General features: G+C 67.4%; 20 protein-coding genes. 14 read left to right on the top strand and 6 right to left on the bottom strand.

Translation table 11 applies throughout. The features are described from left to right. Positions 1-55 precede the first annotated feature (55 nt). Positions 56-490 carry a MarR family winged helix-turn-helix transcriptional regulator gene (locus ABD210_RS18445; RefSeq protein ID WP_344112874.1) on the top strand — a complete coding sequence of 145 codons (435 nt, stop codon included), beginning with the start codon at positions 56-58 and terminating at the stop codon, positions 488-490. A 71-nt stretch (positions 491-561) separates the two neighbouring features. On the opposite strand, the gene ABD210_RS18440 is transcribed toward ABD210_RS18445, so the two are convergent. Then, on the bottom strand, positions 562-3,603 hold the full coding sequence (locus tag ABD210_RS18440) for an AfsR/SARP family transcriptional regulator (protein WP_344112873.1): 3,042 nt from the start codon (positions 3,601-3,603) through the stop codon (positions 562-564). A 102-nt stretch (positions 3,604-3,705) separates the two neighbouring features. On the opposite strand from ABD210_RS18440, the gene ABD210_RS18435 reads away from it, so the two are divergent. The 4 genes from ABD210_RS18435 to ABD210_RS18420 all read left to right on the top strand — a co-directional run bounded on the left by ABD210_RS18435 (position 3,706) and on the right by ABD210_RS18420 (position 6,230). Next, positions 3,706-4,281 carry an NADPH-dependent FMN reductase gene (locus ABD210_RS18435; RefSeq protein WP_344112872.1) on the top strand — a complete coding sequence of 192 codons (576 nt, stop codon included), beginning with the start codon at positions 3,706-3,708 and terminating at the stop codon, positions 4,279-4,281. 13 nt (positions 4,282-4,294) lie between these two features. After that, positions 4,295-4,831 carry a dihydrofolate reductase family protein gene (locus ABD210_RS18430; protein ID WP_344112871.1) on the top strand — a complete coding sequence of 179 codons (537 nt, stop codon included), beginning with the start codon at positions 4,295-4,297 and terminating at the stop codon, positions 4,829-4,831. A gap of 221 nt (positions 4,832-5,052) precedes the next feature. Next, positions 5,053-5,646 carry a hypothetical protein gene (locus tag ABD210_RS18425; RefSeq protein ID WP_344112870.1) on the top strand — a complete coding sequence of 198 codons (594 nt, stop codon included), beginning with the start codon at positions 5,053-5,055 and terminating at the stop codon, positions 5,644-5,646. After that, on the top strand, positions 5,643-6,230 hold the full coding sequence (locus ABD210_RS18420) for a hypothetical protein (RefSeq protein WP_344112869.1): 588 nt from the start codon (positions 5,643-5,645) through the stop codon (positions 6,228-6,230). Before ABD210_RS18425 ends, ABD210_RS18420 begins: the two co-directional genes overlap by 4 nt. A gap of 87 nt (positions 6,231-6,317) precedes the next feature. Here ABD210_RS18420 and ABD210_RS18415 read toward each other — a convergent pair whose 3' ends face one another. After that, the gene (locus ABD210_RS18415; protein ID WP_344112868.1) at positions 6,318-7,688 is read right to left on the bottom strand and encodes an FAD-binding oxidoreductase; all 1,371 of its coding nucleotides are present in this window, start codon (positions 7,686-7,688) and stop codon (positions 6,318-6,320) included. Positions 7,689-8,046: 358 nt separating this feature from the next. Here ABD210_RS18415 and ABD210_RS18410 point away from each other — a divergent pair, with 358 nt between their 5' ends. The 3 genes from ABD210_RS18410 (at position 8,047) to ABD210_RS18400 (ending at position 10,820) form a co-directional block, all read left to right on the top strand. Continuing rightward, entirely contained in the window at positions 8,047-8,601 is a 555-nt protein-coding gene (locus ABD210_RS18410; RefSeq protein ID WP_344112867.1) for a dihydrofolate reductase family protein, read from the top strand. Positions 8,602-8,821: 220 nt separating this feature from the next. Further along, complete coding sequence (locus tag ABD210_RS18405; protein ID WP_344112866.1) at positions 8,822-9,643, top strand: hydroxypyruvate isomerase family protein; 822 nt, start codon at positions 8,822-8,824, stop codon at positions 9,641-9,643. A gap of 253 nt (positions 9,644-9,896) precedes the next feature. Beyond that, complete coding sequence (locus ABD210_RS18400; RefSeq protein ID WP_344112864.1) at positions 9,897-10,820, top strand: alpha/beta hydrolase family protein; 924 nt, start codon at positions 9,897-9,899, stop codon at positions 10,818-10,820. 41 nt (positions 10,821-10,861) lie between these two features. Here the strand turns inward: ABD210_RS18400 and ABD210_RS18395 are convergent, their stop codons facing one another. After that, complete coding sequence (locus ABD210_RS18395; protein WP_344112863.1) at positions 10,862-11,557, bottom strand: hypothetical protein; 696 nt, start codon at positions 11,555-11,557, stop codon at positions 10,862-10,864. After that, positions 11,554-11,907: a hypothetical protein gene (locus ABD210_RS18390; protein ID WP_344112862.1), complete on the bottom strand. Its 354-nt coding sequence runs from the start codon at positions 11,905-11,907 to the stop codon at positions 11,554-11,556. The genes ABD210_RS18395 and ABD210_RS18390 overlap by 4 nt, the downstream gene beginning before the upstream one ends. Positions 11,908-12,074: 167 nt before the next feature. Here ABD210_RS18390 and ABD210_RS18385 point away from each other — a divergent pair, with 167 nt between their 5' ends. The 4 genes from ABD210_RS18385 to ABD210_RS18370 all read left to right on the top strand — a co-directional run bounded on the left by ABD210_RS18385 (position 12,075) and on the right by ABD210_RS18370 (position 16,367). Beyond that, the gene (locus ABD210_RS18385) at positions 12,075-14,078 is read left to right on the top strand and encodes a sensor histidine kinase (RefSeq protein ID WP_344112861.1); all 2,004 of its coding nucleotides are present in this window, start codon (positions 12,075-12,077) and stop codon (positions 14,076-14,078) included. Then, positions 14,075-14,734 (top strand): response regulator, encoded by a 660-nt coding sequence (locus ABD210_RS18380; RefSeq protein ID WP_344112859.1) that lies wholly within the window; start codon positions 14,075-14,077, stop codon positions 14,732-14,734. The genes ABD210_RS18385 and ABD210_RS18380 overlap by 4 nt, the downstream gene beginning before the upstream one ends. 89 nt (positions 14,735-14,823) lie before the next feature. Beyond that, positions 14,824-15,441 carry a TetR/AcrR family transcriptional regulator gene (locus tag ABD210_RS18375; RefSeq protein WP_344112858.1) on the top strand — a complete coding sequence of 206 codons (618 nt, stop codon included), beginning with the start codon at positions 14,824-14,826 and terminating at the stop codon, positions 15,439-15,441. A 17-nt stretch (positions 15,442-15,458) separates the two neighbouring features. Further along, positions 15,459-16,367, top strand: a complete 909-nt coding sequence (locus ABD210_RS18370; protein WP_344112856.1) for a carotenoid biosynthesis protein — start codon at positions 15,459-15,461, stop codon at positions 16,365-16,367. A 165-nt stretch (positions 16,368-16,532) separates the two neighbouring features. On the opposite strand, the gene ABD210_RS18365 is transcribed toward ABD210_RS18370, so the two are convergent. Continuing rightward, complete coding sequence (locus tag ABD210_RS18365; RefSeq protein ID WP_344112855.1) at positions 16,533-17,555, bottom strand: helix-turn-helix transcriptional regulator; 1,023 nt, start codon at positions 17,553-17,555, stop codon at positions 16,533-16,535. 60 nt (positions 17,556-17,615) lie between these two features. Here ABD210_RS18365 and ABD210_RS18360 point away from each other — a divergent pair, with 60 nt between their 5' ends. Both ABD210_RS18360 and ABD210_RS18355 read left to right on the top strand, forming a co-directional pair. Further along, positions 17,616-18,764, top strand: coding sequence for an epoxide hydrolase family protein (locus ABD210_RS18360; RefSeq protein ID WP_344112854.1), 1,149 nt, complete (start codon positions 17,616-17,618; stop codon positions 18,762-18,764). Positions 18,765-18,886: 122 nt separating this feature from the next. Next, complete coding sequence (locus ABD210_RS18355; protein ID WP_344112853.1) at positions 18,887-19,888, top strand: SDR family oxidoreductase; 1,002 nt, start codon at positions 18,887-18,889, stop codon at positions 19,886-19,888. 61 nt (positions 19,889-19,949) lie between these two features. On the opposite strand, the gene ABD210_RS18350 is transcribed toward ABD210_RS18355, so the two are convergent. Continuing rightward, a complete protein-coding gene (locus ABD210_RS18350; protein ID WP_344112852.1) occupies positions 19,950-20,534 on the bottom strand; it encodes a hypothetical protein in 585 nt (194 codons plus the stop codon). Between the last annotated feature and the right edge of the window lie 280 nt (positions 20,535-20,814).

Here is a 20,814-nt window from a genome sequence, read left to right as displayed (position 1 = left end):
ATTGTCCCGACGAACAAATTACTTCGTGCCACGAACAATCACAAGCGGAGTCCGGATGATGAAGGAGACCCTCGGAGCGGCCAGCGGACTGGTCCGCCTCACCTTCCTCGTGCAGAACCTGTACTCCGAGGTCGGGCGCGGGTGTGACCTCACCGTGGCGCAGGCGCAGATGCTGTGCACACTGTCCGACGGGTCCCTCGGGATGGCCGAGCTGTCCGGCTCACTCGGCCTCGAACGCTCCAGCCTGACGGGCCTGGTGGATCGCGCCGAGCAGCGCGGCCTCGTAGTACGGGAGACTGATCCGCGGGACCGGCGGGCGGTCAACGTGGAGCTGACGCCGGCCGGCACCGAGGCGGTGCACCGGTTCCACGACGAGCTGACGCGACGCCTCGACGCGCTGCTGGCAGACTTCCCGCCGACCGAGCGCGAGCGGTTCACCCGGAGCCTGCGGCGGATCGTCGCCGACGTACCGGCCGTGTTCGCGGACTGACACGCCGCCTGATGGAGGCTGGCCACGCGGTGGAGACAGCGGACACCGGCCTGAAGTATCTGGCCGGCGATCTATACCTCTGACACCAACGCGAAGGCTTCTTCGAGCGACAGCGCCGCGCCAACGTCAAGGGTCCCGATCCGGGCAGCGACCCGCTCGATGTCGGTGGCTTCCGCCGGAGTGACCAGATGCCGCTCAGCTTGGCGCGCAGCCGCAGCGGCTGCCAGTAGGCGGGCGGCGAGCTCCGGCTGATCTAGGTACGTCGCCGCGAGGCCCTCGAGCGCCCAGCACATGCCGCGGCGTGAGTCGTAGTCGCGCGCGATCTGGAAAGCCTGGGTGTGCAGAGCACGCGCAGCCTCGTACTGCCCGCGCAGTTCCAGGGTGAACCCGAGTTCCTCCAACACGATCGATAGGTAGAGCACCTGCTCGTCCTGTTCCCGAGCAGCATCCACCATGGCCTGCAGGCGCTTCTCTGCCTCGTCAAGCGAACCCGCACGCCGGGCTGCGAAGCCCAGGACAAGTTCCGCCAGGGCCTGCGTCGGCCGGTGTCCCTGCTCGGTCGACAAGCGCAACGCCCGCTGGCCGTACTCGCGAGCCTGGGCGTACTCGCCCCGTCGTACAGCGATCCAGCCAAGCCAGCCCAGCTCGCCGGCAACGTCAGTCCACAGCCCAAGTTCCTCAGCCATGTGCAGCCCCTCGGTGTGGAGCCGGGCAGCCTCCTCAAGGTCGCCAGTCAGCTCCGCGTGCGCGCCCAGCCAGCCAATCGCCTGCAGCAGACCCCAGCGATCACCCAGCTCGCGGAAGATCCGGGCGCTCTCCGTGGCGTCGCTCTCGAGCGCAGTCAGGTCGGCACGAACGTGCGAATGCTTCGCCCGCGCCGCCCGTACCGCGGCGATCCCCCACTGGTCTCCTGACTCCTCGAAGCTCTTCAGCGAGTGCTCCAGCATCGCCAGGCAGGTGACGAGGTCTCCCGCATCACTGCCGGTGAAGGCGAGCCACCATTCACCCCGGGCGTCGACCCGCGGCAGCCAGCGGTCCCGCTCGGCCGCGGCATCCCTATCGCCCTGGAGATACATGAACCCGGCGCGCCAGGCTCCTGCCTCCACGGACGGGATGGCCTCCAGCGCTCGCCTGGCCTCGGCAAACCGTCCGCGCAGGAACCAGTACCAGGCCAGCGCGTCCACCAGCCGTGCAGCGAGTTCGGTATCCCCAGCGGCTATCAGTCCATCCAGCGCGCTCCGGAGGTTGCCGGACTCGTCGTCGAGCCGCTGGAGCCACCTACGCTGATCCGCGCCGTACAGGTGAGGCCTAGCGAGTTCCGCGAGCTCCACGTAGTACAGGTGATGCCGTTGCCGGAGCCGGTCGAGTTCCTCGGCTCCGCGGAGCTTGTCGACGCAGTACGCCGCGACTGATTCCAGGAGTCGGTAGCGCGGGCCGTCCAAGCCGTGCGCCGCGACCACCAGAGAACGGTCGACCAGGCGCATCAGGACGTCGAGCACGTCGACACCTGGTTCCGAACAGACCTGCTCGGCCGCGTCCGCAGTACAACCGTCCGCATGTACTGCGAGTCGCCGGAGCACGGTTTGCTCCTGCACAGACAGCAGGTCCCAGCTCCAGTCGATCATCGCCATCAACGTCTGCTGCCGGGGCGCAGCGCCTCGATGGCCGGTCGCGAGCAAGCGGAACCTGTCGTCGAGGCGTGCGACCAGTCCGTGTACGCCCAGGGCACGTACGCGAGTAGCGGCCAGCTCCAAAGCGAGCGGGATCCCATCAAGCCGTCGGCAGAGCACAGAAACAGCTGGAGCGCTGTCGTCGTCCAGGGTGAAGTCCCTGTCGGCAGCTACCGCTCGGGCGACGAACAACTGCACGGCACTCGAAGCGTGAAGCTGATCCAGACCATCAGCCGCTGCGGGCACCTGCAGCGTCGGCACATTCCACACGGCCTCCCCTGTAAGGCCTAGCGGCTCACGACTCGTCGCAAGAACGCGCAATCCGGGTGCAGCCGCCAGCAGCCGACCAGTCAGCGCGGCAGCTTCCTCAACCACCTGCTCACAGTTGTCGAGCACCAGCAGCCGCTGCCCCATCACTGCAGCAAGCCTGTTGACGGTCGACTCCCCCGGCGCGTCCCGCAGATCCAAAGCAGCCTGTACTGCGTCCGTCAGCGAGCCGGACACGTCGAGCGCATCAGGAGTTACCGCAGCCAGCTCGACCAGGGTCACCCCATCGGGGAACCTGTCGACGAGTCCCGCGGCCGCAGCGAGGGCGAGCCTCGTCTTACCCACTCCGCCCGGGCCCGTGAGCGTCAGCAGCCGAACATCCGACATCCGCGCCCTGATGTCCTCAAGAGCCTCCGCGCGGCCGATGAGCTCGGTCAGCTGCGCCGGGAGATTCGTCCGCTGCTGCTGAGAAGGCAGCTCCTGCGTGAGGATCGCCTGCTGCAGTGCGGCAAGCTCCGGGCCCGGATCCAGCCCGAGCTCCTCAGCCAGGACCGCGCGTAAAACCTCGTAGCTGTCGAGTGCTTCGCTCTGTCTCCCCGCCCGGTACAACGCCTTCATGTGCGTCGCCCGGAGCCGTTCTCGCAGCGGGTGGTGCGCTAGGACATCTGCCAGTTCGCTGAGGTCGAGATCACCAGCCGCCAAGCGGGCCTCGAAGTACTCCTCCTGCGCGGTGAGCCGTTGCTCGCTCAGCCGGGCTACAGCCGTCTCTACGAACGGCTCGTCTGCGAAGTCCGCAAAGGCCGGGCCACGCCAGAGAGCAAGCGCCTCCTGCAGTCGCCCGTGCTGTAGCTGCCCCGCGAACTCCAGCGCGTCGTACGTGGCGCTGTCGACCTTCAGCGAATAGCCGGCCGGGCCGGACACCACCAGAGCGCGGCTGCCCGGCTCCGCGTCCTCGAAGGCGCGGCGCAGCTGGGACACCTTGGCAGAGAGCGTGCCGGCCGGGTTGCCGGGCAGGTCGTCGCCCCACAGGTCGTCGATCAGCCGGTCAGCCGGGACAGGGCGCCCCTCGTGGACCAGCAGGTCGGCCAGCAGGGCGCGCACCTTCAGGCCTGGAACCGTGACGGGCTCCCCACCATCCGTCCAGGCCGCCACCGGGCCGAGCACACCGAAACGCATGGCCGCACCCTATCTTTCCGGGCGCCTCACGACTGGCCGGAAAGAAACCGTAAGGGGTCCCCGGCAGAGTCGTCCTCAACAGCAACGCAGGAGGTGAACAGGGTGAAGTTGCAGCTCGCAGTGATCATCGGCAGCACCCGCCACGGGCGCTTCGGTCCGACGGTGGCCGACTGGTTCGTACGGCAGGCCGCCAAGCGGGGCGACTTGGACATAGACCTGATCGACCTGGCCACTGCGAACCTGCCGGCCACGCTGACCGACACGGACGAGCCGACCCCCGCCACGGTCGCAGTACTGGCTCCGCGGCTGGCTGCGGCGGATGCGTTCGCGGTGGTGACACCGGAGTACAACTGCAGCTTTCCTGCGCCGCTCAAGACCGCGCTCGACTGGTACTACGAGGAGTGGCAGGCCAAACCGGTCGCCATCGTCGCCTACGGCCGGGCGAGCGGAGGCCTGTACGCCGCGGCGCAACTGCGGCAGGTGTTCACCGAGCTCCAGGCCATCACGATCCGCAACACGGTCACCTTGCCCTGCTACTGGGAGCAGTTCGCCGCCGACGGCAGCTGGCCCCGCCCTGGCGCCGGCTACGACGCCTCGGCCAAGCTCTTGCTCGACCAGCTCGTCTGGTGGGGCCATGCGCTCCGGGATGCGCGCGCCAAGCACCCGTACCAACCCTAGAAAGGTCAGAACCATGAGGAAGCTGCTCGAGACCACCTTCATGAGCCTGGACGGCGTCATCTCCGATCCGCAGAACTGGAGCGCGCCGTACTGGGACGACGAACACAGCGCGTACTCCCAGTCGCTGATGGCAGACACCGAGGCGCAACTGCTCGGCCGCGTCACCTACGAAGGTTTCGCCGAGGCCTGGCCGCAGCGCAGCGGCGACCCGTACACGGACAAGTTCAACGCGATGCCCAAGTACGTAGCGTCCCGCACGCTCACCGAGACGAAGTGGAACGCACAGTTGCTGCAAGGCGACGCGGTCGAGGCGGTCGCCCGGCTCAAGGAGGAGGACGGCGGAAACCTGCTCAAGTTCGGGACCGGCGAGTTCTCCAAGGCACTGCTCGACGCCAAACTGGTCGACGAGTACCACATCTGGGTGTTCCCGGTGATCGCGGGCAGTGGCGACCGCCTCTTCGACGGCCAGGCCCTGACCCACCTGGACCTGCTCGGCTCGACCACCTTCAAGTCCGGCATCGTCGTCCACAAGCTCGCCCCGAAATCTTGACCCTGCGCTTACGTTCCGTCGCGTTGCGTCCGAAGCACCGCGGGTCCTGCCCCGCGGTGCTTCGGACGTTGTGGGGTGGCGGTTGGGCCCGAGAGGGCCTGGGTACCAAGAGGACCTGGGGACACGGGGCGAGGCGGGGTAGCCACCCCGGCTCGGCGGAAACAGGTCCTCGCGGTCGGACGCACAGATCGCCAGGACTGTGAGTCGGACTGGAGGTTCTGATGGCAACCGTCATCACCATCGTGATCATCGCCGTGATCCTGATCGCCGCCGGCGTGGCGGCGTACGCGTGGCAGCGGCGGCGCTCGGACCAGCTGCAGCAGCGGTTCGGGCCGGAGTACGAGAGAACGGTCGAGCAGTCGGACGACCGGCGAACGGCCGAACGCGAACTGAGGCAACGCGAACAACGCCGCGCCAAGCTGGACGTGCAGCCGCTGAGCACCTCCTCCGCCGAGGGGTACCGCCAGGAGTGGAACGCCCTGCAGCAAGGATTCGTGGACGAACCGGGCAACGCGGTCACCGAGGCCGACTACCTGGTCCTGCGGATCATGCGCGAGTCGGGCTACCCGGTGGACGAGTTCGACCAGCGCGTCGACGACATCTCCGTCGATCACCCCGAGGTCGCGCAGAACTACCGCCAGGCGCACCGCGTCGCGGTCGCGCAGAAGCGGGGACAAGCCGACACCGAGGAACTCCGGCAGGCCGTCACCGCCTATCGGCGGCTGGTCGATGTGCTGCTGGTGGTTCCCGGGCCCGACGGCGATGACCGTGACAGTAGCCATCGTGGACCGACGCAAGCCAAGGAGCAATCATGACCACCCGCAGCAACGACCCGCTCGAAAGCGCCGTGACCGACGACCGTGAGACGGCGCTCAACCGCTCCGACAACGGAGATGTCGACCGTCCTGACGACCGTGACCGTGCGGGCGACCTCGACCGCCCGGACGACAACGGCCGCTCCAGCGATGCCGATCGCTCGATGGAGGGTGATCGGACGATGGACGCGGACCAGTCGACGGGCTCGACCGACACCGACCGCTCGATGGAAATGGACCGGTCAACGGATGACGGTTCGCTCGACCGTTCGACCGGCCATGCGACGGGGACGGCGACGACGGCGACGACTACGGACGCCGACCCGCTTGTGCCGGGCGAGGCCGCTGTCGACTTCAAGGCACGCTGGGTCGTCATCCAGCAGGGCTTCGTCGACGACCCGCGCACCGCGGTCACCGACGCCGACAGACTGGTCGGCGACGTGCTGCAGCGCCTTTCGACGACGTTCGACGAGCAGCACACCGGACTGGAGCGCCAGTGGAACGACGGCGAGCCGTCGACGGAGGATCTGCGCTCCGCGCTCCAGCGCTACCGCGCCTTCTTCGAGCGCCTGCTGACCCTCTGACTCCGCTCTACTGCTGCGTCCGGCGAACCCCTGATTCGTCGGACGCAGTCGTCTTGAGAGGCGCAGTACCCGCACGGGTGATGCGACTCAGGGTGCGATGTTCTGGTTCTGGTGGAAGAGGTTGCCCGGGTCGTACTTCCGTTTCACCTCGACCAGTCGGGCGTAGTTGTCCTTATAGTTGTCGGCGATCCTGCTCTGGTCGTCGTCCGCCATGAAGTTGATGTAGCCGCCCGATTCGGAGTGCGGGGCGACCGCGTCGTAGTACTTGCGGACCCAGTCGATATTGGCCTCGTTCTGCGCCGGATCGGGCCACATCCCGGCGATCACGGTGGCGAAGTTCGCATCGCGGTAGGCGAAGGCGGTCGCGTCTGCGGGCACCCGGTGGCAGGCGCCGTCGATCGGGTAGATGTGCACGGTCGAGTTGACCGCCGGCAGACCGGGCGCGTGTTCCAGGTGCGCCTGGATCGCGTCGTCCGTGAGCTCGGTGACGAAGTTGGCCTTCCAGTAGTGCTGCAGGCCGGGTGGCACCAGGCCGTCGAACGCGCTGTTCAGAGCCGGGTAAGGCATCGGGCCGACATGCTCGGCCACGGTCGGCGCGAACTCACGGAACCGGGCGATCTGCCGCTCGCCCTGGGCCGGATCCCCTGCCCAGCAACCGACTATCAACGTGAAGACCTCGCCCTGCCGGTCCTCGGGGATGAACGGCAGCGGCGGCGCGATCTGGAACGCGGGGAACCCGCCCAGCTCCTCGGGCGCGTCCTTGATCGTGTCGCGGAAGCCGGCCAGAACCGCCGCGGCATCCGACATCTCGAACAGCATCGGACCGCCGTACACGGTGTCGACCGGGGCCAGCCGGAACTCCAGCGCGGTGGCCACGCCGAAGTTGCCACCGCCCCCCCGCATGGCCCAGAAGAGATCCTCGTTGTCCTTCTCGCTCGCGATCAGGAACCTGCCGTCCGCGGTCACCACATCGGCCGAGATGAGGTTGTCGCAGGACAACCCGAGCCCCCGGTCGAGGTATCCGATGCCGCCGCCGAGCGTCAGTCCGCCGACGCCGGTGGTCGAGATGATGCCGCCGGTCGTGGCCAGGCCGAACGCGTGCGTCGCCGCGTTGAAGTCGCCCCAGGTCGCACCGCCACCGGCTCGTGCCGTCTGCGTGATCGGATCGACCCGGACGCCACGCATCGCGCCCAGGTCGGCGACCACCCCGTCGTCGACGGTCCCGAACCCCGGCACGCTGTGCGAACCGCCCCGGACCGCGAGATCCAGGTCGTTCTCCCTTGCGAAGTTCACCGTCGCCATCACGTCACCCGCGTTCTGACATTGCACGATGACCCGCGGATGCTTGTCGATCATCGCGTTGTAGACCTTGCGCGCCTCGTCGTACCCCTCGTCCGAGGCGGTGATCACCGGTCCCCGACTGCGTGCCCTCAAATCCTCGACCGTGTACTCGGCCATGACTCCTCCAGCGCCCCTTCGTGGCATCACGTTGTCGGCCGGCGCTCGCACAAAAGGCGCAGCACCGACCAAGACTGGTGGGCCGCCACCGAGCACAGCGCGAATTCCACCCCAGAGAGCGACTGTCCACGGACGGCCGCCAGACATCCCCCAGCAACCCCGTTCCAGCCGAGACTCCACCCAGCCCACCCGATAAGTCAATCCCCCAGTTCGTAAGGCGATACGCACCGTCCAGCCCGTACGTCGGTCCGCAGACCACGCGCCGAGAACTCCCACCTGACATGTCAAAGTGGCTCGACTGGCTCCGACTGGGGGGTGAAAGAACCACTGGAGCAGTTTCAGGACTCAGGAGCCAGCCATGCGGAAGATCATGTACTACGTGCACCAGTCGCTCGACGGCTTCATCGAGGGACCGAACGGACAGTTCGACTGGGCGCAGCTCGGGCCGGAGTTGTCCGACTATTCGATGAGCCTGGCCGAGCGGTCCAGCACCTTCCTCTACGGGCGGACCGTCTGGGAGCTGATGTCGTCCTACTGGCCGAACGCGGAGTCGATGAACCCCGATGAGCACGCGGTCGCCTTCGCCCCGATCTGGCGCGAGACCGAGAAGATCGTCCTTTCCACCACGCTGGAGAGTGCCGACTGGAACGCCCGCGTGATCCGCTCGGCAGAGGCGATCAACGCGGTCAAGGCCGGGCCGGGCAAGGACATCCTCGTGACCGGCAGCGCGAGTGTTGCCGCCGCCCTGACCGAACTCGGGCTGCTCGACGAGTACCACGTGATCGTGCACCCGGTGATCCTCGGCGGCGGCAAGCCCGTCTACCAACCACCGAGCGAGCGCATCGAACTCCGCCTCGCCGAGTCCCGGACCTTCGACGGCCGCACCGTGCTCCTGCGCCACGACCTGCTTTAGTGGCGACCGACTCCGGACCCTGCGGCCTCTCCGTCCACACGGGGCCGGACCGCCAGCACTACGAAAGGCTGTAGGCATTGGGCGTCCTGAGCGTCTCGGCCATGGGGATGAGCGATGCCCCTGAGCTCAGACGCTCGGGCTTCGAGTTGAGGTGAGTGCTGGGCGTCCGCCCTGGCAGCCGCGGCCCGATCTGCCGGCGTACTGCGGATATCGTCGGGCGGTGGAGTATCGCGGGTTCGAGTTGAGCGCCAACGTGTCGATGTTGTTCACGGAAGTGCCCTACCTCGAGCGGTTCGCGGCGGCCGCGCGGGCGGGGTTCACGATGGTCGAGTCGCGGTGGCCCTTTGATTCCCCGGCGCCTTCCACAGCAGAGCTCGACGGGTTCAGCTCGACCGTGTTGAGGTCGGGGGTCTCACTCAACGCGCTCAACTTCTACCTCGGCGACCTCGCGGCAGGCGATCGCGGCGTCGCGTCGCACCCCGACCGGGCCGACGACCTGGCCGCGAACATCGACGCGATGGTCCGGGTCGCCGAGCGCACCGGCACCAGGCAGTTCAACCTGCTCTACGGCCAACTCGACGACCGTTGGACCCCAGTCGAACAGGCCACCGCCGCCCTGACCTCGATCCGCCGAGCCGCCGCGGGAGTCGGCGCGATCGGCGGCCGCGTGCTCCTCGAACCGCTGACCGAAGGCCAGAACGGCCGCTATCCCCTGCTGACCGCAGACGACGTGATGGACCTGATCGACGGTCCGCTGGACGATCTCGACAACGTGTCGCTGCTGTTCGACGTCTTCCACCTCGGCAACAACGGCGTCGACCTGATCACCACTGCGTCATCGCTCGTCTCCCGCATCGCCCACGTCCAGCTCGCCGACAGCCCGGGCCGCGGCGAACCCGGCTCCGGAACCCTCCCCATCGACGCCACCCTGGACGCCCTGCGCGCCGCCGGCTACCCGGGCGTCGTCGCCTGCGAATACCACCCGGCGACGGAAACCACCGCGGGTCTGAGCTGGATCAAGGATCAGCAGAGGAGCACCTGACCTGAGCGCTGCCTCAGGTCGAGCGATGATTGTTGCCTCGATTTTCGCCAGGTCGACGCAATTGGCAGCCAGACTTGGGGGCATGGGTACGACGCGGTTCGCATACTGGGCGGGGCTCATCGCTGCGAGCCTTACCGCAGGGGTCGCCTGCTCGTCCTCGACAACCACCTCTGATCCCACTCCCAGCACGTCGACACCGCCGGCTTCCACGTCGGGCCCGAGTACGTCAGGCCCGAGCACGTCAGGCCCGAGCATGCCGGCCCCGAGCACATCGACGCCGAGCACGCCCACATCACCTGCACCACCGGCCACTCCCCCGAATCCGGTCTCGCTGCAGGCGTTGATGGTGAAGAAGTACAACGGCAGCAACCTCCGCCTGGGGCGGGTGATCGCCCGCACCGACGCGTACACGAAGTACTTCATCACCTACTCGAGCGGTTCCCTCACCATCTCCGGCATCATGAACGTCCCGAGAACGCCAGGGCGCCATCCCGCGCTCGTGCTGAACCACGGGCACATCGATACCGCCATCTACACGAACGGCCGCGGCCTGATGCGGGAGCAGGACTACCTTGCCCGCCGCGGCTACGTAGTACTGCACACGGACTATCGCAATCACGCGCAGTCGTCCAAGGACCCGAACTCCGAGGTCAACCTCAGAATCGGCTACACCGAGGACGTCATCAACGCAGTACTCGCACTCAAGACTTCGCCGTACGTCGATCCGCAGCGCGTCGGGTTGTTCGGCCGGTCGATGGGCGGCGGCATCACCTACAACGTGCTCGTCGCGCAGCCAGGCCTGGTCAAGGCGGCGGTGGTCTACGCGCCGGTGAGTTCCGATGCAGCCGACAACTTCAACCGCTGGATCCGCCCGGACACCACCGCGGCAGCCGCGATCCTCAAGGCCCACGGCGAACCGACCGCCAACCCGACCTTCTGGCGAAACATGTCAGCGGTGAACTTCTTCAACCGGATCACCGAACCGGTCCTGCTCCAACACGGCCTCGCCGACTCCACCTGCCCCGTCGCCTGGTCCCGGGAAACCCTTGCAGCATTGAAGAAAGCCGGCAAGTCCGCCTCGCTGTACACCTACCCAGGAGAAGAACACGCCTTCGCCGCCGCCTGGCCCTCCTCCATGGGCCGAACCGTGACCTTCCTCAAACAACACGGCCTCTAGCCGGGCTCGTCCCCTTCGCGAGCCCGGCTGGACCTGTTGCTCTAGGCGACAGCTGGAAGGTCCCAGTCGTCATTGCGTAGTCGGAGGATCGCCCACCCCACCACGGCGAATCCGACTGCCTGCAGGCCCCAACCGATCAGATCGAGCGTGTGGTTCGGAATGATCACGGCCGCGACGAAATGGATCGGCTGCGACACGATGACAGCCACCGCCGCCCACCGGGCGACCACCTTGGACCGCCACATCGCCATGCCCAGCAGGATGGTCCCCAAGACGTGCCCGAGCACGAAGAAGACACCTGCCACGGCTACCGTCGGGTGCGGCGTCTCCGCGAGCCGCGTGATCGTGTTCGCGTCCAGCCCGGCCTCGGTCCCCGACCACAACAACTGGTCAGTCCCGGCGAGCCACGGCAGCGCGAGATACCCGGGAACCACCAGGAACATCGCGATCGCAGTCAGCAACGGAGCGCGCCGCCGGGTCATCCGCCCCACGGAGTACGCCGCGGGTACGAGCGTCAGGAGCGCGATGAACCCGAGCCAGAGCACGAGCGACATCCGCCCCGGCTCGGCCATCACCTTGCTCGTCATCGTCGAGCTGTCGTCGACCGTGTCGTAGGGCAGGAAATACCTCAGTAACGCGACCGCGGCCGGCCCGATCGGCAGGATCACCGCCGCCGTCCAGCGGGACAACCCGCGTACGTCGGCACTACCCGTAGTACGGGTGATCGTTTCAGTCATCGCGCACCAACCAACTGCCGCGCCGGCACCAGAACCAGCACGGTTCCAGCCGCGGTGAGCGCGATCGTCAGCCCGGCGGCAATCATCGCCGCGGCCGGCACGTCACCGGCGAAGAAGGCCGGTACTGCGGACAGGCCCGACAGGATCCGCAGCACGAGGAGCGGTACCACCGTGCGCCGAGTCCCCCGCCAAGCGAGCACCACCAGCACCAGGCTGACCAGTCCAAGCGCCGAACCGATCAGCGCGACCGACATCGGCGGGTGTTCACCGTCGGTCAGCAGCGGCCCGGCAAGATCTCCCACCGACAGCAGCCCGAACACGATCAGCCCGGCACGAAAAGTACGAGACATCAGAACCTCCCCTGGAAATCGACCCCTGCTGGGCCGTGTCACCAAAGTGGCCCCGGCCGTGTACTCCGCGCCTGAGTCCGGGTTCACCGGGTCGCGGGAGTCAGCCCGGCGGGGGCGGGACTGCATTCCCGGGACAGCGGGAGCCGTCCGGGCGCACACTGATCCACATGACAGCAGGCAAGCGGCGACTTGCGGCCGGTCTCGGGGCGTTCGCCGTCCTCGAGGTGGTCGCGGCGGTCGTCCTGTCCGCCGTCCTCGGCTGGTCGTTCCAGGAGGCGCTCGACAGTTTCGTCGTCACCAACGGCGTGATGGGGCTGACCTTCGCGGCGTGCGGCGCGGTGATCGCCTGGCACCGGCCGTCCAACCCGATCGGCTGGCTGTTCGTGGCCGACGGCATCGGTCACGCCACCACTGCCTTTGGCGCGCCACTGAGTCAGACGCTGTTCGATTCACAGGCTCCAGTCGCGCTCCAGCGAGTCGTGGCGACGGTGATCAATTGGTCCTGGCCTTGGTCGATAGGACTGTTCCTGCCGCTCGCGCTGCTGTTGTTCCCGGACGGTCGACTGCTCTCGCCTCGCTGGCGACCGGCGGCTATCGGGATTGTCGTGACAGCGCCGCTGTTCGCCGTCGAGATGGGGGCGGGGCCTGGGGGTCTGATCGAAGGTGCGCCGGCCGGCTACCCGAGCATTCCTTCTTATGACTCGCTGCAGCCGTTGTGGACGGCGACCGAGCTCCGCGGCCTGATCGCCTACGGCTTGGCCATTGCCAGCCTGATCATCCGCTATCGCCGCGCCTCGGAAACCGGCCGCCGGCAGCTCCTGTGGTTGCTGCTGGCAGCGATCATCGCGTTGGCGTTCATGACGCCGTGGTCCTTGGTGGCGGGGACTCCGATCCTTGTATTGCTGGCGATTCCGCTGGTTCCGATCGCTGTCGCCGTGGCGATCGTCCGGCATCAACTGCTCGACATCCGGCTGGTCGTGTCTCGCGCGTTGACCTGGGCGTTGCTGTCGATCGTTGCCGTCGGCGCCTATGCAGTACTGGTTGCCGTGACGGACTCCTTCATCTCGTCCCGCTTCGGACGATCGGCCGCTGTGACGGTGATCGTGGCTCTGCTGATCGCGCCCGTCCTGCCGCGGTTGCAGCGGTTGGTCGATCGGGCGATGTACGGCGACCGCCGCGATCCCGCGCGGGTGGCTTCCCTTGTCGGCGAGGAGTTGTCGGCCAACCCGGCTGGAGGGATGCCTGGAGTGGTCGCGGCGATCCGCTCCGCCTTGAGACTCCCGTACGTCGCGGTGTCGGCCGGCGGCGAGATCGTCGCCTCTGACGGGGTGCTCGCTGGGACCCCGGGGTTGCTGCCCAGCACCCGCGATGCCGTCGTACCTGTGGACCTGTCGTACGGCGGGACTGGGGTCGGGTCGTTGCTGGTGGGACTTCGATCGGGTGAATCCGGGTTGTCGGTGGCCGATCGGAACGTGCTCGCGCTGGTCGCGGTACCGCTGGCTGTTGCGGTGCATGCGACCCGGTTGTCGGCCGAACTCCAGGCGTCGCGAGAGCGGTTGGTCGCGGCTCGCGAGGAGGAACGTCGTCGGCTGCGGCGAGACCTGCACGACGGGCTCGGACCCACCTTGACCGGGGTGGCGTTCACCGCGGATGCTGCCGCGAACCTCGTGTCGGTGGATGCCGCTCGGGCTTCGGAGTTGTTGGGCGCTTTGCGGACGGATACCCGTACTGCGATTGCCGACGTGCGGCGATTGGTCGATGATTTGCGGCCGCCTGCGTTGGATGAGTTGGGGTTGGTCGGGGCGTTGCAGCAGCGAGCGGATCAGCTGTCCTGGCGGGCGGATGGCGCTTCCGTTTCGGTGAAGGTGTCAGCCGATGGGTTGCCGGCGTTACCCGCGGCGCTGGAGGTCGCGGCGTACCGGATCGCCACGGAGGCGCTCACCAATGTGGTTCGACATTCGCGCGCGACGGTCGCAGTACTGGCGTTGCGGTGTGGAAGTGATCTGGAGATCGAGGTGACCGACGACGGGCCACCGAACGGTGCCTGGAAACCGGGGGTCGGGTTGCAGGCGATGCGTGAGCGGGCTGCCGAGTTGGGTGGTCAGTTCGAGGCGGGACCTTCCGCCTCCGGTGGGCGGGTGCGGGCATCGTTCCCGTTGGTGACGTCATGAGTGATGAGGCCACCGTCCGGGTGGTTCTGGCCGACGACCATCCGGTGGTTCGGGCAGGGCTCGCCGCGTTGCTGTCCTCGTTGCCCGGCATCGAGGTGGTCGGGGTTGCGGCTACCGGGCGGGAGGCCGTTCGGGAAGTTGTCACCTCGCACCCGGATGTCGCGGTGCTGGACCTGCAGATGCCCGACCTGGATGGGTTTGCGGCGACTCGGGAGCTCGCGCGGTCGGCGCCCGAGGTCGCCGTACTGGTGTTGACGATGTTCGAGGATGACGACTCGGTGTTCGCGGCCATGCGTGCGGGTGCGCGGGGCTATCTCGTGAAGGGCGCCGAACAGGAGGAGATCGCTCGGGCGATTCGGGCCGTCGCCGCCGGCGAGGCGATCTTCGGGCCCGGGGTGGCGCGTCGGGTCCTCTCCTTCTTCGCCACGCCGCCTGCTCCCGCTGCCGATCCGTTCCCTGAGCTCACCACCCGGGAGCGCGAGATCCTCGATCTACTGGCCGGCGGCCTGTCCAACGCGGCGATCGGGCAACGGCTCTCACTGGCCTCCAAGACCGTCGCCAACAACGTCTCCACCATCTTCACGAAGCTCGCCGTCGCCGACCGGGCCGCCGCCATCATCCAGGCCCGAAACGCCGGGCTCGGCGGGATCAGCTGATCGGTTTCGGGGCCCTCTTTTGTCTGCTGCCAGCGCCTTGCTAGTATTAATCCGGCAGGTGTCGGATTAACATCGAGCGGGGAGTCGGCATGGCGGTGCAGCAGCGGCGTGGGCCTGGCAGGCCGCCGGCCGATGCGCCTGTGCCGGACCTGGAACAGATCCTGCAACGCGGTCTCGAGGCGTTCGCCGAGCTGGGCTATGAGGCGGTGTCGGTGCGGCAGCTGAACGCCCGCCTGGGCATGGGACACACCTTCATCCACGACCGGTACGGGTCGAAGGAAGAGTTCTGGAAGGCGGTCGTGCGATCCGCCATCCGTCAGGTGACCGCTGAGGTCGGAGCCGCGCACGAGGCCGGCGAGGACGATCTCACCCAGTTGATCGCCGGCATCCGCGCCTTCCACATCGCATCGGCCCGCCGCCCACACCTCACCCGCGTCATCGACTACGAGGCCGGGATCGACTCGCCTCGTCTCGAGTACCTCTACGAGCTGATGGGCCCACTCAACGAAGCCGGCCGGCCGCAGTTCGAGCGGCTCGTGCGGAAGGGCCAGCTCAGAGACATCCCGTGGTATCTCTTCCACTTCGCCGTTACCAAGCCCCTGGCCATGTACAGCCAGGAGCCTCTAGCGCGCCTGTTCGGTCGCCCGGACGACGCCGATGATCACGCACTGCTGAGCACGCTGGTCCTCAACGGCCTGCGGCTATGAACGGGTCGGAGATGTCAATGTCTACCATCGTGCGTTCCAACCGGCTCACCACTTTGTGGGCCATCACCGCTGTGATCTCCCTCGGCCTGATCATCACCGGGTTCGTGCCTGGGATCAGGATGCTACTGATCGTTGTGCAGGTCGTCTTCGCGCTGCTGCACGGCGCCCGCCGCTACGGCTGGCGCGGCATCGCCGTCTTCATCGTGGCGGGGCTCGTGATCAGCAACATCCTCGAAAACCTCAGCATCAGCACCGGCTTCCCGTTCGGCAACTACCACTACACGGGCAGCGGCAAGATCTTCCAGGTGCCGTGGTTCATCGGCCCCGCCTACCTCGCCACGGGCTACCTTGCCTGGGTGGTGGCCACCGTGCTCCTCGGCGACGTACGCCGCAATTCCCCCTGGCTGACGACGATCGGCACTCCCGTGGTCGCCGCCTTCGCCATGACCGCCTGGGACCTTTCTCTAGACCCCACCGCCTCGACGATCCACCAGAACTGGATCTGGGAGGACGGCGGCGGCTTCTTCGGTGTACCGCTGGGCAACTTCCTCGGCTGGACCTTCACCGTCTATCTCTTCATCCAGGTCTTCGCCCTCGACCTGCGGGCCCGCGGTCCCCAGCCCGGAACCGAACGGGACCTCGCCGGCGACCTCCAGGGCATCGTGCTCTACCTGTTGACGACGGCAAGCTTCTTCATCGCGTACTTCACCGAGGCCCACACGACCGTCACCGATGCCGTCGGCAACAAGTGGCAGACCGCCGACATCTACGAATCCTCAGCCCTGGTCACCGTCTACGGCATGGTCTTCATCGGTCTGCTCGCTCTACTGCGCATCGCCCAACTGCACACCACGACCCCGTCCATCAGCCCCGCAGCCAAGACCGCCGGTCAAACCAAGCCGGACTCGCTCCACCCATCCGCCTAACCTCCAAGCGATCGCCCGCGCGGCCACCCCTCCCCGGCCCGGGCGACGTCCCGGGCCACGCCCCAGGCCCAGGACGATCCCCGCCGACGGCCACCCTCCCCCCGGGTGGCCGTCGGCCCCCATTGACCTCGCCGCTGCGCCTGCCGGCGCGGCAGCCACTTCGCGCTACGCATCGATCGCGCGGAGATAGCGCTCTCCGATGAGCTTGAGGTGTCCTACCAGGGCGGGTGGGGCGGTGACGTGGAAGTCGAGGCCGAGCATGCCGATGTAGACGGCGACGACTTCGAGCGACTCGGCGCCGGTGATCAGGACGCAGGTGTTGTCGTCGACAGGTTCGACAATGCCGACTGCCGCATGGATGCGGGAGAGCACCTCCTCGGCTGAGGCGAAGACGGTGATGCGGGCGTGGACTTTCCAACCCGTCGACGCCACGTCCCGCAGTACGAAGTCTGTGTAGTCGTCGCCCGGCATCGGCCGCGGCTTGTAGCGACGGCCGGTCGCCATCCGCAGCTCCATCCAGTCGACGCGATACGTGTGCCAGTCGCCGGATTCGTCCCGCGCGACCAGATACCAGTAGCGCTGCCAGGTCAGCAATCTGTACGGCTCGACCAGGATCGGCAGCCGGGGAGCGCTCTCCCCGTTCTCGGAGATCTCTGGGTTCTCGGGGTTCTCTGGGCCTTCTGGCTCCTGCGGTACTGCGTAGTCGAAGCGCAGGTAGTGCTCATCCCGGATGGCCGCCGCGATCGTCGTGACCACAGCCGGATCGACCTCGGGATCCTTGACGTTGGACCCCGTGTTGTCCGGGCCCCTCGACAGCGTTGTGTGGATCGCGTTCACCTGCCGGCGGAGGTGATGCGGCAGCACCTGCTCGAGCTTCGCCAGAGCACGCGCGCTGCTCTCCTCCATCCCGCTCACCCCGGCGCCGGTTCTCAACCCGACGGCCACAGCAACCGCTTCCTCGTCGTCCAGCAACAGCGGCGGCAACTTCGCTCCCACGCCCAACTGGTAGTACCCGGCCGAGCCGCGGGTGGCGTCCACCGGATAGCCGAGCTCGCGCAGCCGGTCGATGTCGTTGCGAATGGTCCGCGTGCTCACCCCCAGGCGCTCCGCGAGTTCGGAGCCGGGCCAGGCCGGACGGGACTGCATCAGCGCCAGCAAGGAGAGCAACCGTGACGAGGTTTCACGCATGCGGAAAATGATCTCATGAATAGGAATCCAACGTTCCTATACGGCTTCTACGGTAGTGCCATGAACAACACCACGAACCCCGCAGAAATCCGCTCCTTCAAGGTCGACGTGGCCCAGGCCGACCTCGACGATCTGCTGGCCCGGCTGGCTCGGACCCGCCTGCCCGAGGCCGCGCCCGGTGACGACTGGGATCTCGGTACGCCGAACCACTACCTCCGCGAGATGGTCGACCACTGGCAGAACGGGTTCGACTGGCGCGAGCAGGAGGCGCGGATGAACGAGCTTCCGCACTACCTGACCGACATCGACGGCCAGACAGTGCACTTCATCCACGTACCCTCCGCCGAGGCGGACGCCACTCCCCTGCTGCTGATCCACACCTACCCCGGCTCGTTCGTGGACTTCCTCGACATGATCGGCCCGCTCACGGACCCCGTCGCTCACGGCGGCAAGGCCGAGGACGCGTTCTCGGTCGTCGTACCGTCGATCCCCGGCTTCGGATTCAGTACTCCGCTCGTCGACCGCGGCTGGACCATGGCCCGGGTCGCCGAGACCTTCGACAAGCTGATGCGCCGGCTCGGCTACGACTCGTACGGCTCGCACGGCAGCGACGGCGGCGCCATGATCTCCCGCGAACTCGGTCTGCTGAACCCTCCCGGTTTCCTCGGCCTGCACGTACTCCAGCTGTTCTCGTTCCCGTCGGGTGACCCGTCCGAGTTCGAGAAGTTCACCCCGGACGACTACGCGGCGCTCGAGCACCTGAAGTGGTTCCAGTCGGTCGGCGGCTACAACGCGATCAACTCGACCCGCCCGCAAACAGTTGCGGTCGGTATCTCCGACTCCCCCGTCGGCCAGCTCGCCTGGAACGAGCTCTTCAACAACTTCGGCAACGGCACCAGCCTGGTCACCCGCGACCAGATCCTGACCGAGGTGTCCGTCTACTGGTTCACCAACTCCTCAGCCGCCGCCGGCCGCTACCACTACGAAGAAGCGCACGCCGAGCACTCGTCCACCCCCAACGCGGCCCCCACCGGCGTCGCAGTCTTCGCCGACGACTTCAAGACCATCCGCCCCCTCGCCGAGCGCGACAACACCAACATCGTCCACTGGTCCACCTTCAAGGAAGGCGGCCACTTCGCCGCCCTCGAACGCCCCGAAGACATCACCGCCGACCTCCGCACCTTCTTCGCCACCCTCCGCGCCAACTGACCGCCCGACCTGGCCGGCCCCCGCACCCGCGGCGGGCCGGCCGTCGCCGTCGTCCCGGAGGTTTCGCTGAGGGTTCGCTGAGGGTCGTGTGTGGCTTTGGTTGGGGTGGGCACCGGCGGGGCATGAGTGAGAAGCCTGTTGTGGTGGTGACCGGGGCCAGCGCGGGGATCGGCCGCGCGACTGCCCAGTTGTTCGCGTCCCGCGGTTATGACGTCGGGTTGATCGCCCGCGGTAGCGACGGCCTGAACGGAGTACAGCGTGAGGTTCAAGACGCGGGTCAGCGGGCGATGGCGATCCAGGCCGACGTGAGCGACGCCCAGGCGATCGAGGACGCGGCCAAGCGGATCGAGGACGAGCTCGGCCCGATCGAGGTCTGGATCAACGACGCGATGGCGACGGTATTCGGGCCCTTCCTGGACATCGAAGCCAACGAGTTCCGCCGCGTGACCGAGGTGACCTACCTGGGCTTCGTCAACGGAACCAGGGCCGCGCTGCACAGGATGGTCCCGCGCGATCGCGGCGTCATCGTCCAGGTCGGCTCGGCTCTCGCCTACCGCGGAATCCCCCTGCAATCGGCGTACTGCGGGGCAAAGCACGCGGCTCAGGGATTCACCGACTCGATCCGGTGCGAGTTGCTCCACGATGAGAGCGCAGTACGGATCCCCGAGGTTCAGATGCCCGCGGTCAACACGCCTCAGTTCCGCATCCAGCGCTCGAAGCTGAACCGCAAGGCCCAGCCCGTTCCGCCGATCTACCAGCCTGAACTGGCCGCCGAGGCGATCTGGCACGCGGCTCATCATCGCCGGCGTCAGGTCTGGGTGGGACTCCCGACGGTCTACACGATCCTCGGCAACCGCGTCGCCGCTCCGCTCCTCGACGCCTACCTCGGCCGGACCGGATACGACGCCCAGCAGGTCGACGAACCCGAAGACCCCAACCGCCCGGACAACCTGTTCGACCCCGTTCCCGGCGACCACGGCTCCCACGGTGCCTTCGATCACAAGGCCAAGTCCACCAGCCGCCAACTCGCCATCATCTTGTCCCCGCCGATCGCGCGCCTCGCCGAAGGCATCGACGACCTCAGCGCTCGAGCCGGCCGCCTCCTCGCGCGCGTAATGGGCTGACCCCAGTACGCCGACTCAGACCTCCCGCCTCGCCCACCGACCAGCACGTCGTAGTACGGGGTCACGCAGGTGCGCAACCCGGCGCCTTCGACAGCGCCGCCGCGGCCTGGGCAAAGGCATCGAGGTTCTTCGGCGCGGCCCTCCACTGGTCGATCCAGCGCTGCTGTGCATGGATGGCTCCGAGGTCGCCCGACGCGTGAGCAGCCATCATCGACAGGTGGTTCGCCCAATCTTGGGCCGCTGCACGTCCGGTCGTGATTGCCACCTCCATTGCAGCCTTACGCTGCGAACACGAGGTTGCCGCAGGGCCTCTGAGTTTGGCGCAACCGGCTTGGTTCTTGAGGTTTGCAGTAGCCAGGCTGACCCTCGTTATGTCACCCGGCCCGGCCAGCCGGGTGCGCTTCCAGATCGCGGTCGTCGTGGCGGTTGTGTTCTTACCGGCGATCAGGTCTGTCTGCGCTTGTACATGCTCACGCCAGTGCGTGGCGGCGATGCGAACCGCACCGACCATCGCCTCGGTGGAGCGCATCTCTGCGGTGCAGGTACGGACCACCTCTGCTGCAGCTTGAGCGGCCGATGTGCTCTTAGTAGTCGGCGCCGCGGATGGAGTCTGCCGCGTTTGCACGGCCGAGGTCGTCGGCGCCACGCTCGGAGTCTGCTCAGCTGAGGTCGTCGGTATCGGGCGCGCCCCTTGGTCGTCGTCCGTGCGAAGCTGTGCCACCATCGCCACGGCGGCAACGACAGCAGCAGCGCTGATTCCGACGACAGGCACGAGCAACTTCTTCCTGTGCCCGACCGCCCTCTTGGCTCGTGACATCGCAAACACCCCAACAGCTGATCGATCAGCTACTAGCGATGCTGCCACCCGTGGCGACCACGCGCGACCCATTCACCCTACGAGCAAGTAGGCACACGACCTGTACGAC

It is taken from the genome of Kribbella alba (assembly GCF_039529635.1).
In the GTDB taxonomy this organism is placed as follows: Bacteria; Actinomycetota; Actinomycetes; order Propionibacteriales; family Kribbellaceae; genus Kribbella; species Kribbella alba.
Note: the sequence above shows the minus strand (reverse complement) of the source record. Positions and strands in the feature narration are given on the sequence as shown.

Coding starts and splice junctions, on each gene's coding strand:
- ABD210_RS18390 (WP_344112862.1), bottom strand. CDS start 11,907: ATGTCTCGTACTTTTCGTGCCGGGCTGATCGTGTTCGGGCTGCTGTCG.
- ABD210_RS18375 (WP_344112858.1), top strand. CDS start 14,824: ATGGCGGTGCAGCAGCGGCGTGGGCCTGGCAGGCCGCCGGCCGATGCG.
- ABD210_RS18445 (WP_344112874.1), top strand. CDS start 56: ATGATGAAGGAGACCCTCGGAGCGGCCAGCGGACTGGTCCGCCTCACC.
- ABD210_RS18440 (WP_344112873.1), bottom strand. CDS start 3,603: ATGCGTTTCGGTGTGCTCGGCCCGGTGGCGGCCTGGACGGATGGTGGG.
- ABD210_RS18385 (WP_344112861.1), top strand. CDS start 12,075: ATGACAGCAGGCAAGCGGCGACTTGCGGCCGGTCTCGGGGCGTTCGCC.
- ABD210_RS18430 (WP_344112871.1), top strand. CDS start 4,295: ATGAGGAAGCTGCTCGAGACCACCTTCATGAGCCTGGACGGCGTCATC.
- ABD210_RS18425 (WP_344112870.1), top strand. CDS start 5,053: ATGGCAACCGTCATCACCATCGTGATCATCGCCGTGATCCTGATCGCC.
- ABD210_RS18415 (WP_344112868.1), bottom strand. CDS start 7,688: ATGGCCGAGTACACGGTCGAGGATTTGAGGGCACGCAGTCGGGGACCG.
- ABD210_RS18380 (WP_344112859.1), top strand. CDS start 14,075: ATGAGTGATGAGGCCACCGTCCGGGTGGTTCTGGCCGACGACCATCCG.
- ABD210_RS18370 (WP_344112856.1), top strand. CDS start 15,459: ATGTCTACCATCGTGCGTTCCAACCGGCTCACCACTTTGTGGGCCATC.
- ABD210_RS18395 (WP_344112863.1), bottom strand. CDS start 11,557: ATGACTGAAACGATCACCCGTACTACGGGTAGTGCCGACGTACGCGGG.
- ABD210_RS18410 (WP_344112867.1), top strand. CDS start 8,047: ATGCGGAAGATCATGTACTACGTGCACCAGTCGCTCGACGGCTTCATC.
- ABD210_RS18360 (WP_344112854.1), top strand. CDS start 17,616: ATGAACAACACCACGAACCCCGCAGAAATCCGCTCCTTCAAGGTCGAC.
- ABD210_RS18420 (WP_344112869.1), top strand. CDS start 5,643: ATGACCACCCGCAGCAACGACCCGCTCGAAAGCGCCGTGACCGACGAC.
- ABD210_RS18365 (WP_344112855.1), bottom strand. CDS start 17,555: ATGCGTGAAACCTCGTCACGGTTGCTCTCCTTGCTGGCGCTGATGCAG.
- ABD210_RS18355 (WP_344112853.1), top strand. CDS start 18,887: ATGAGTGAGAAGCCTGTTGTGGTGGTGACCGGGGCCAGCGCGGGGATC.
- ABD210_RS18400 (WP_344112864.1), top strand. CDS start 9,897: ATGCCGGCCCCGAGCACATCGACGCCGAGCACGCCCACATCACCTGCA.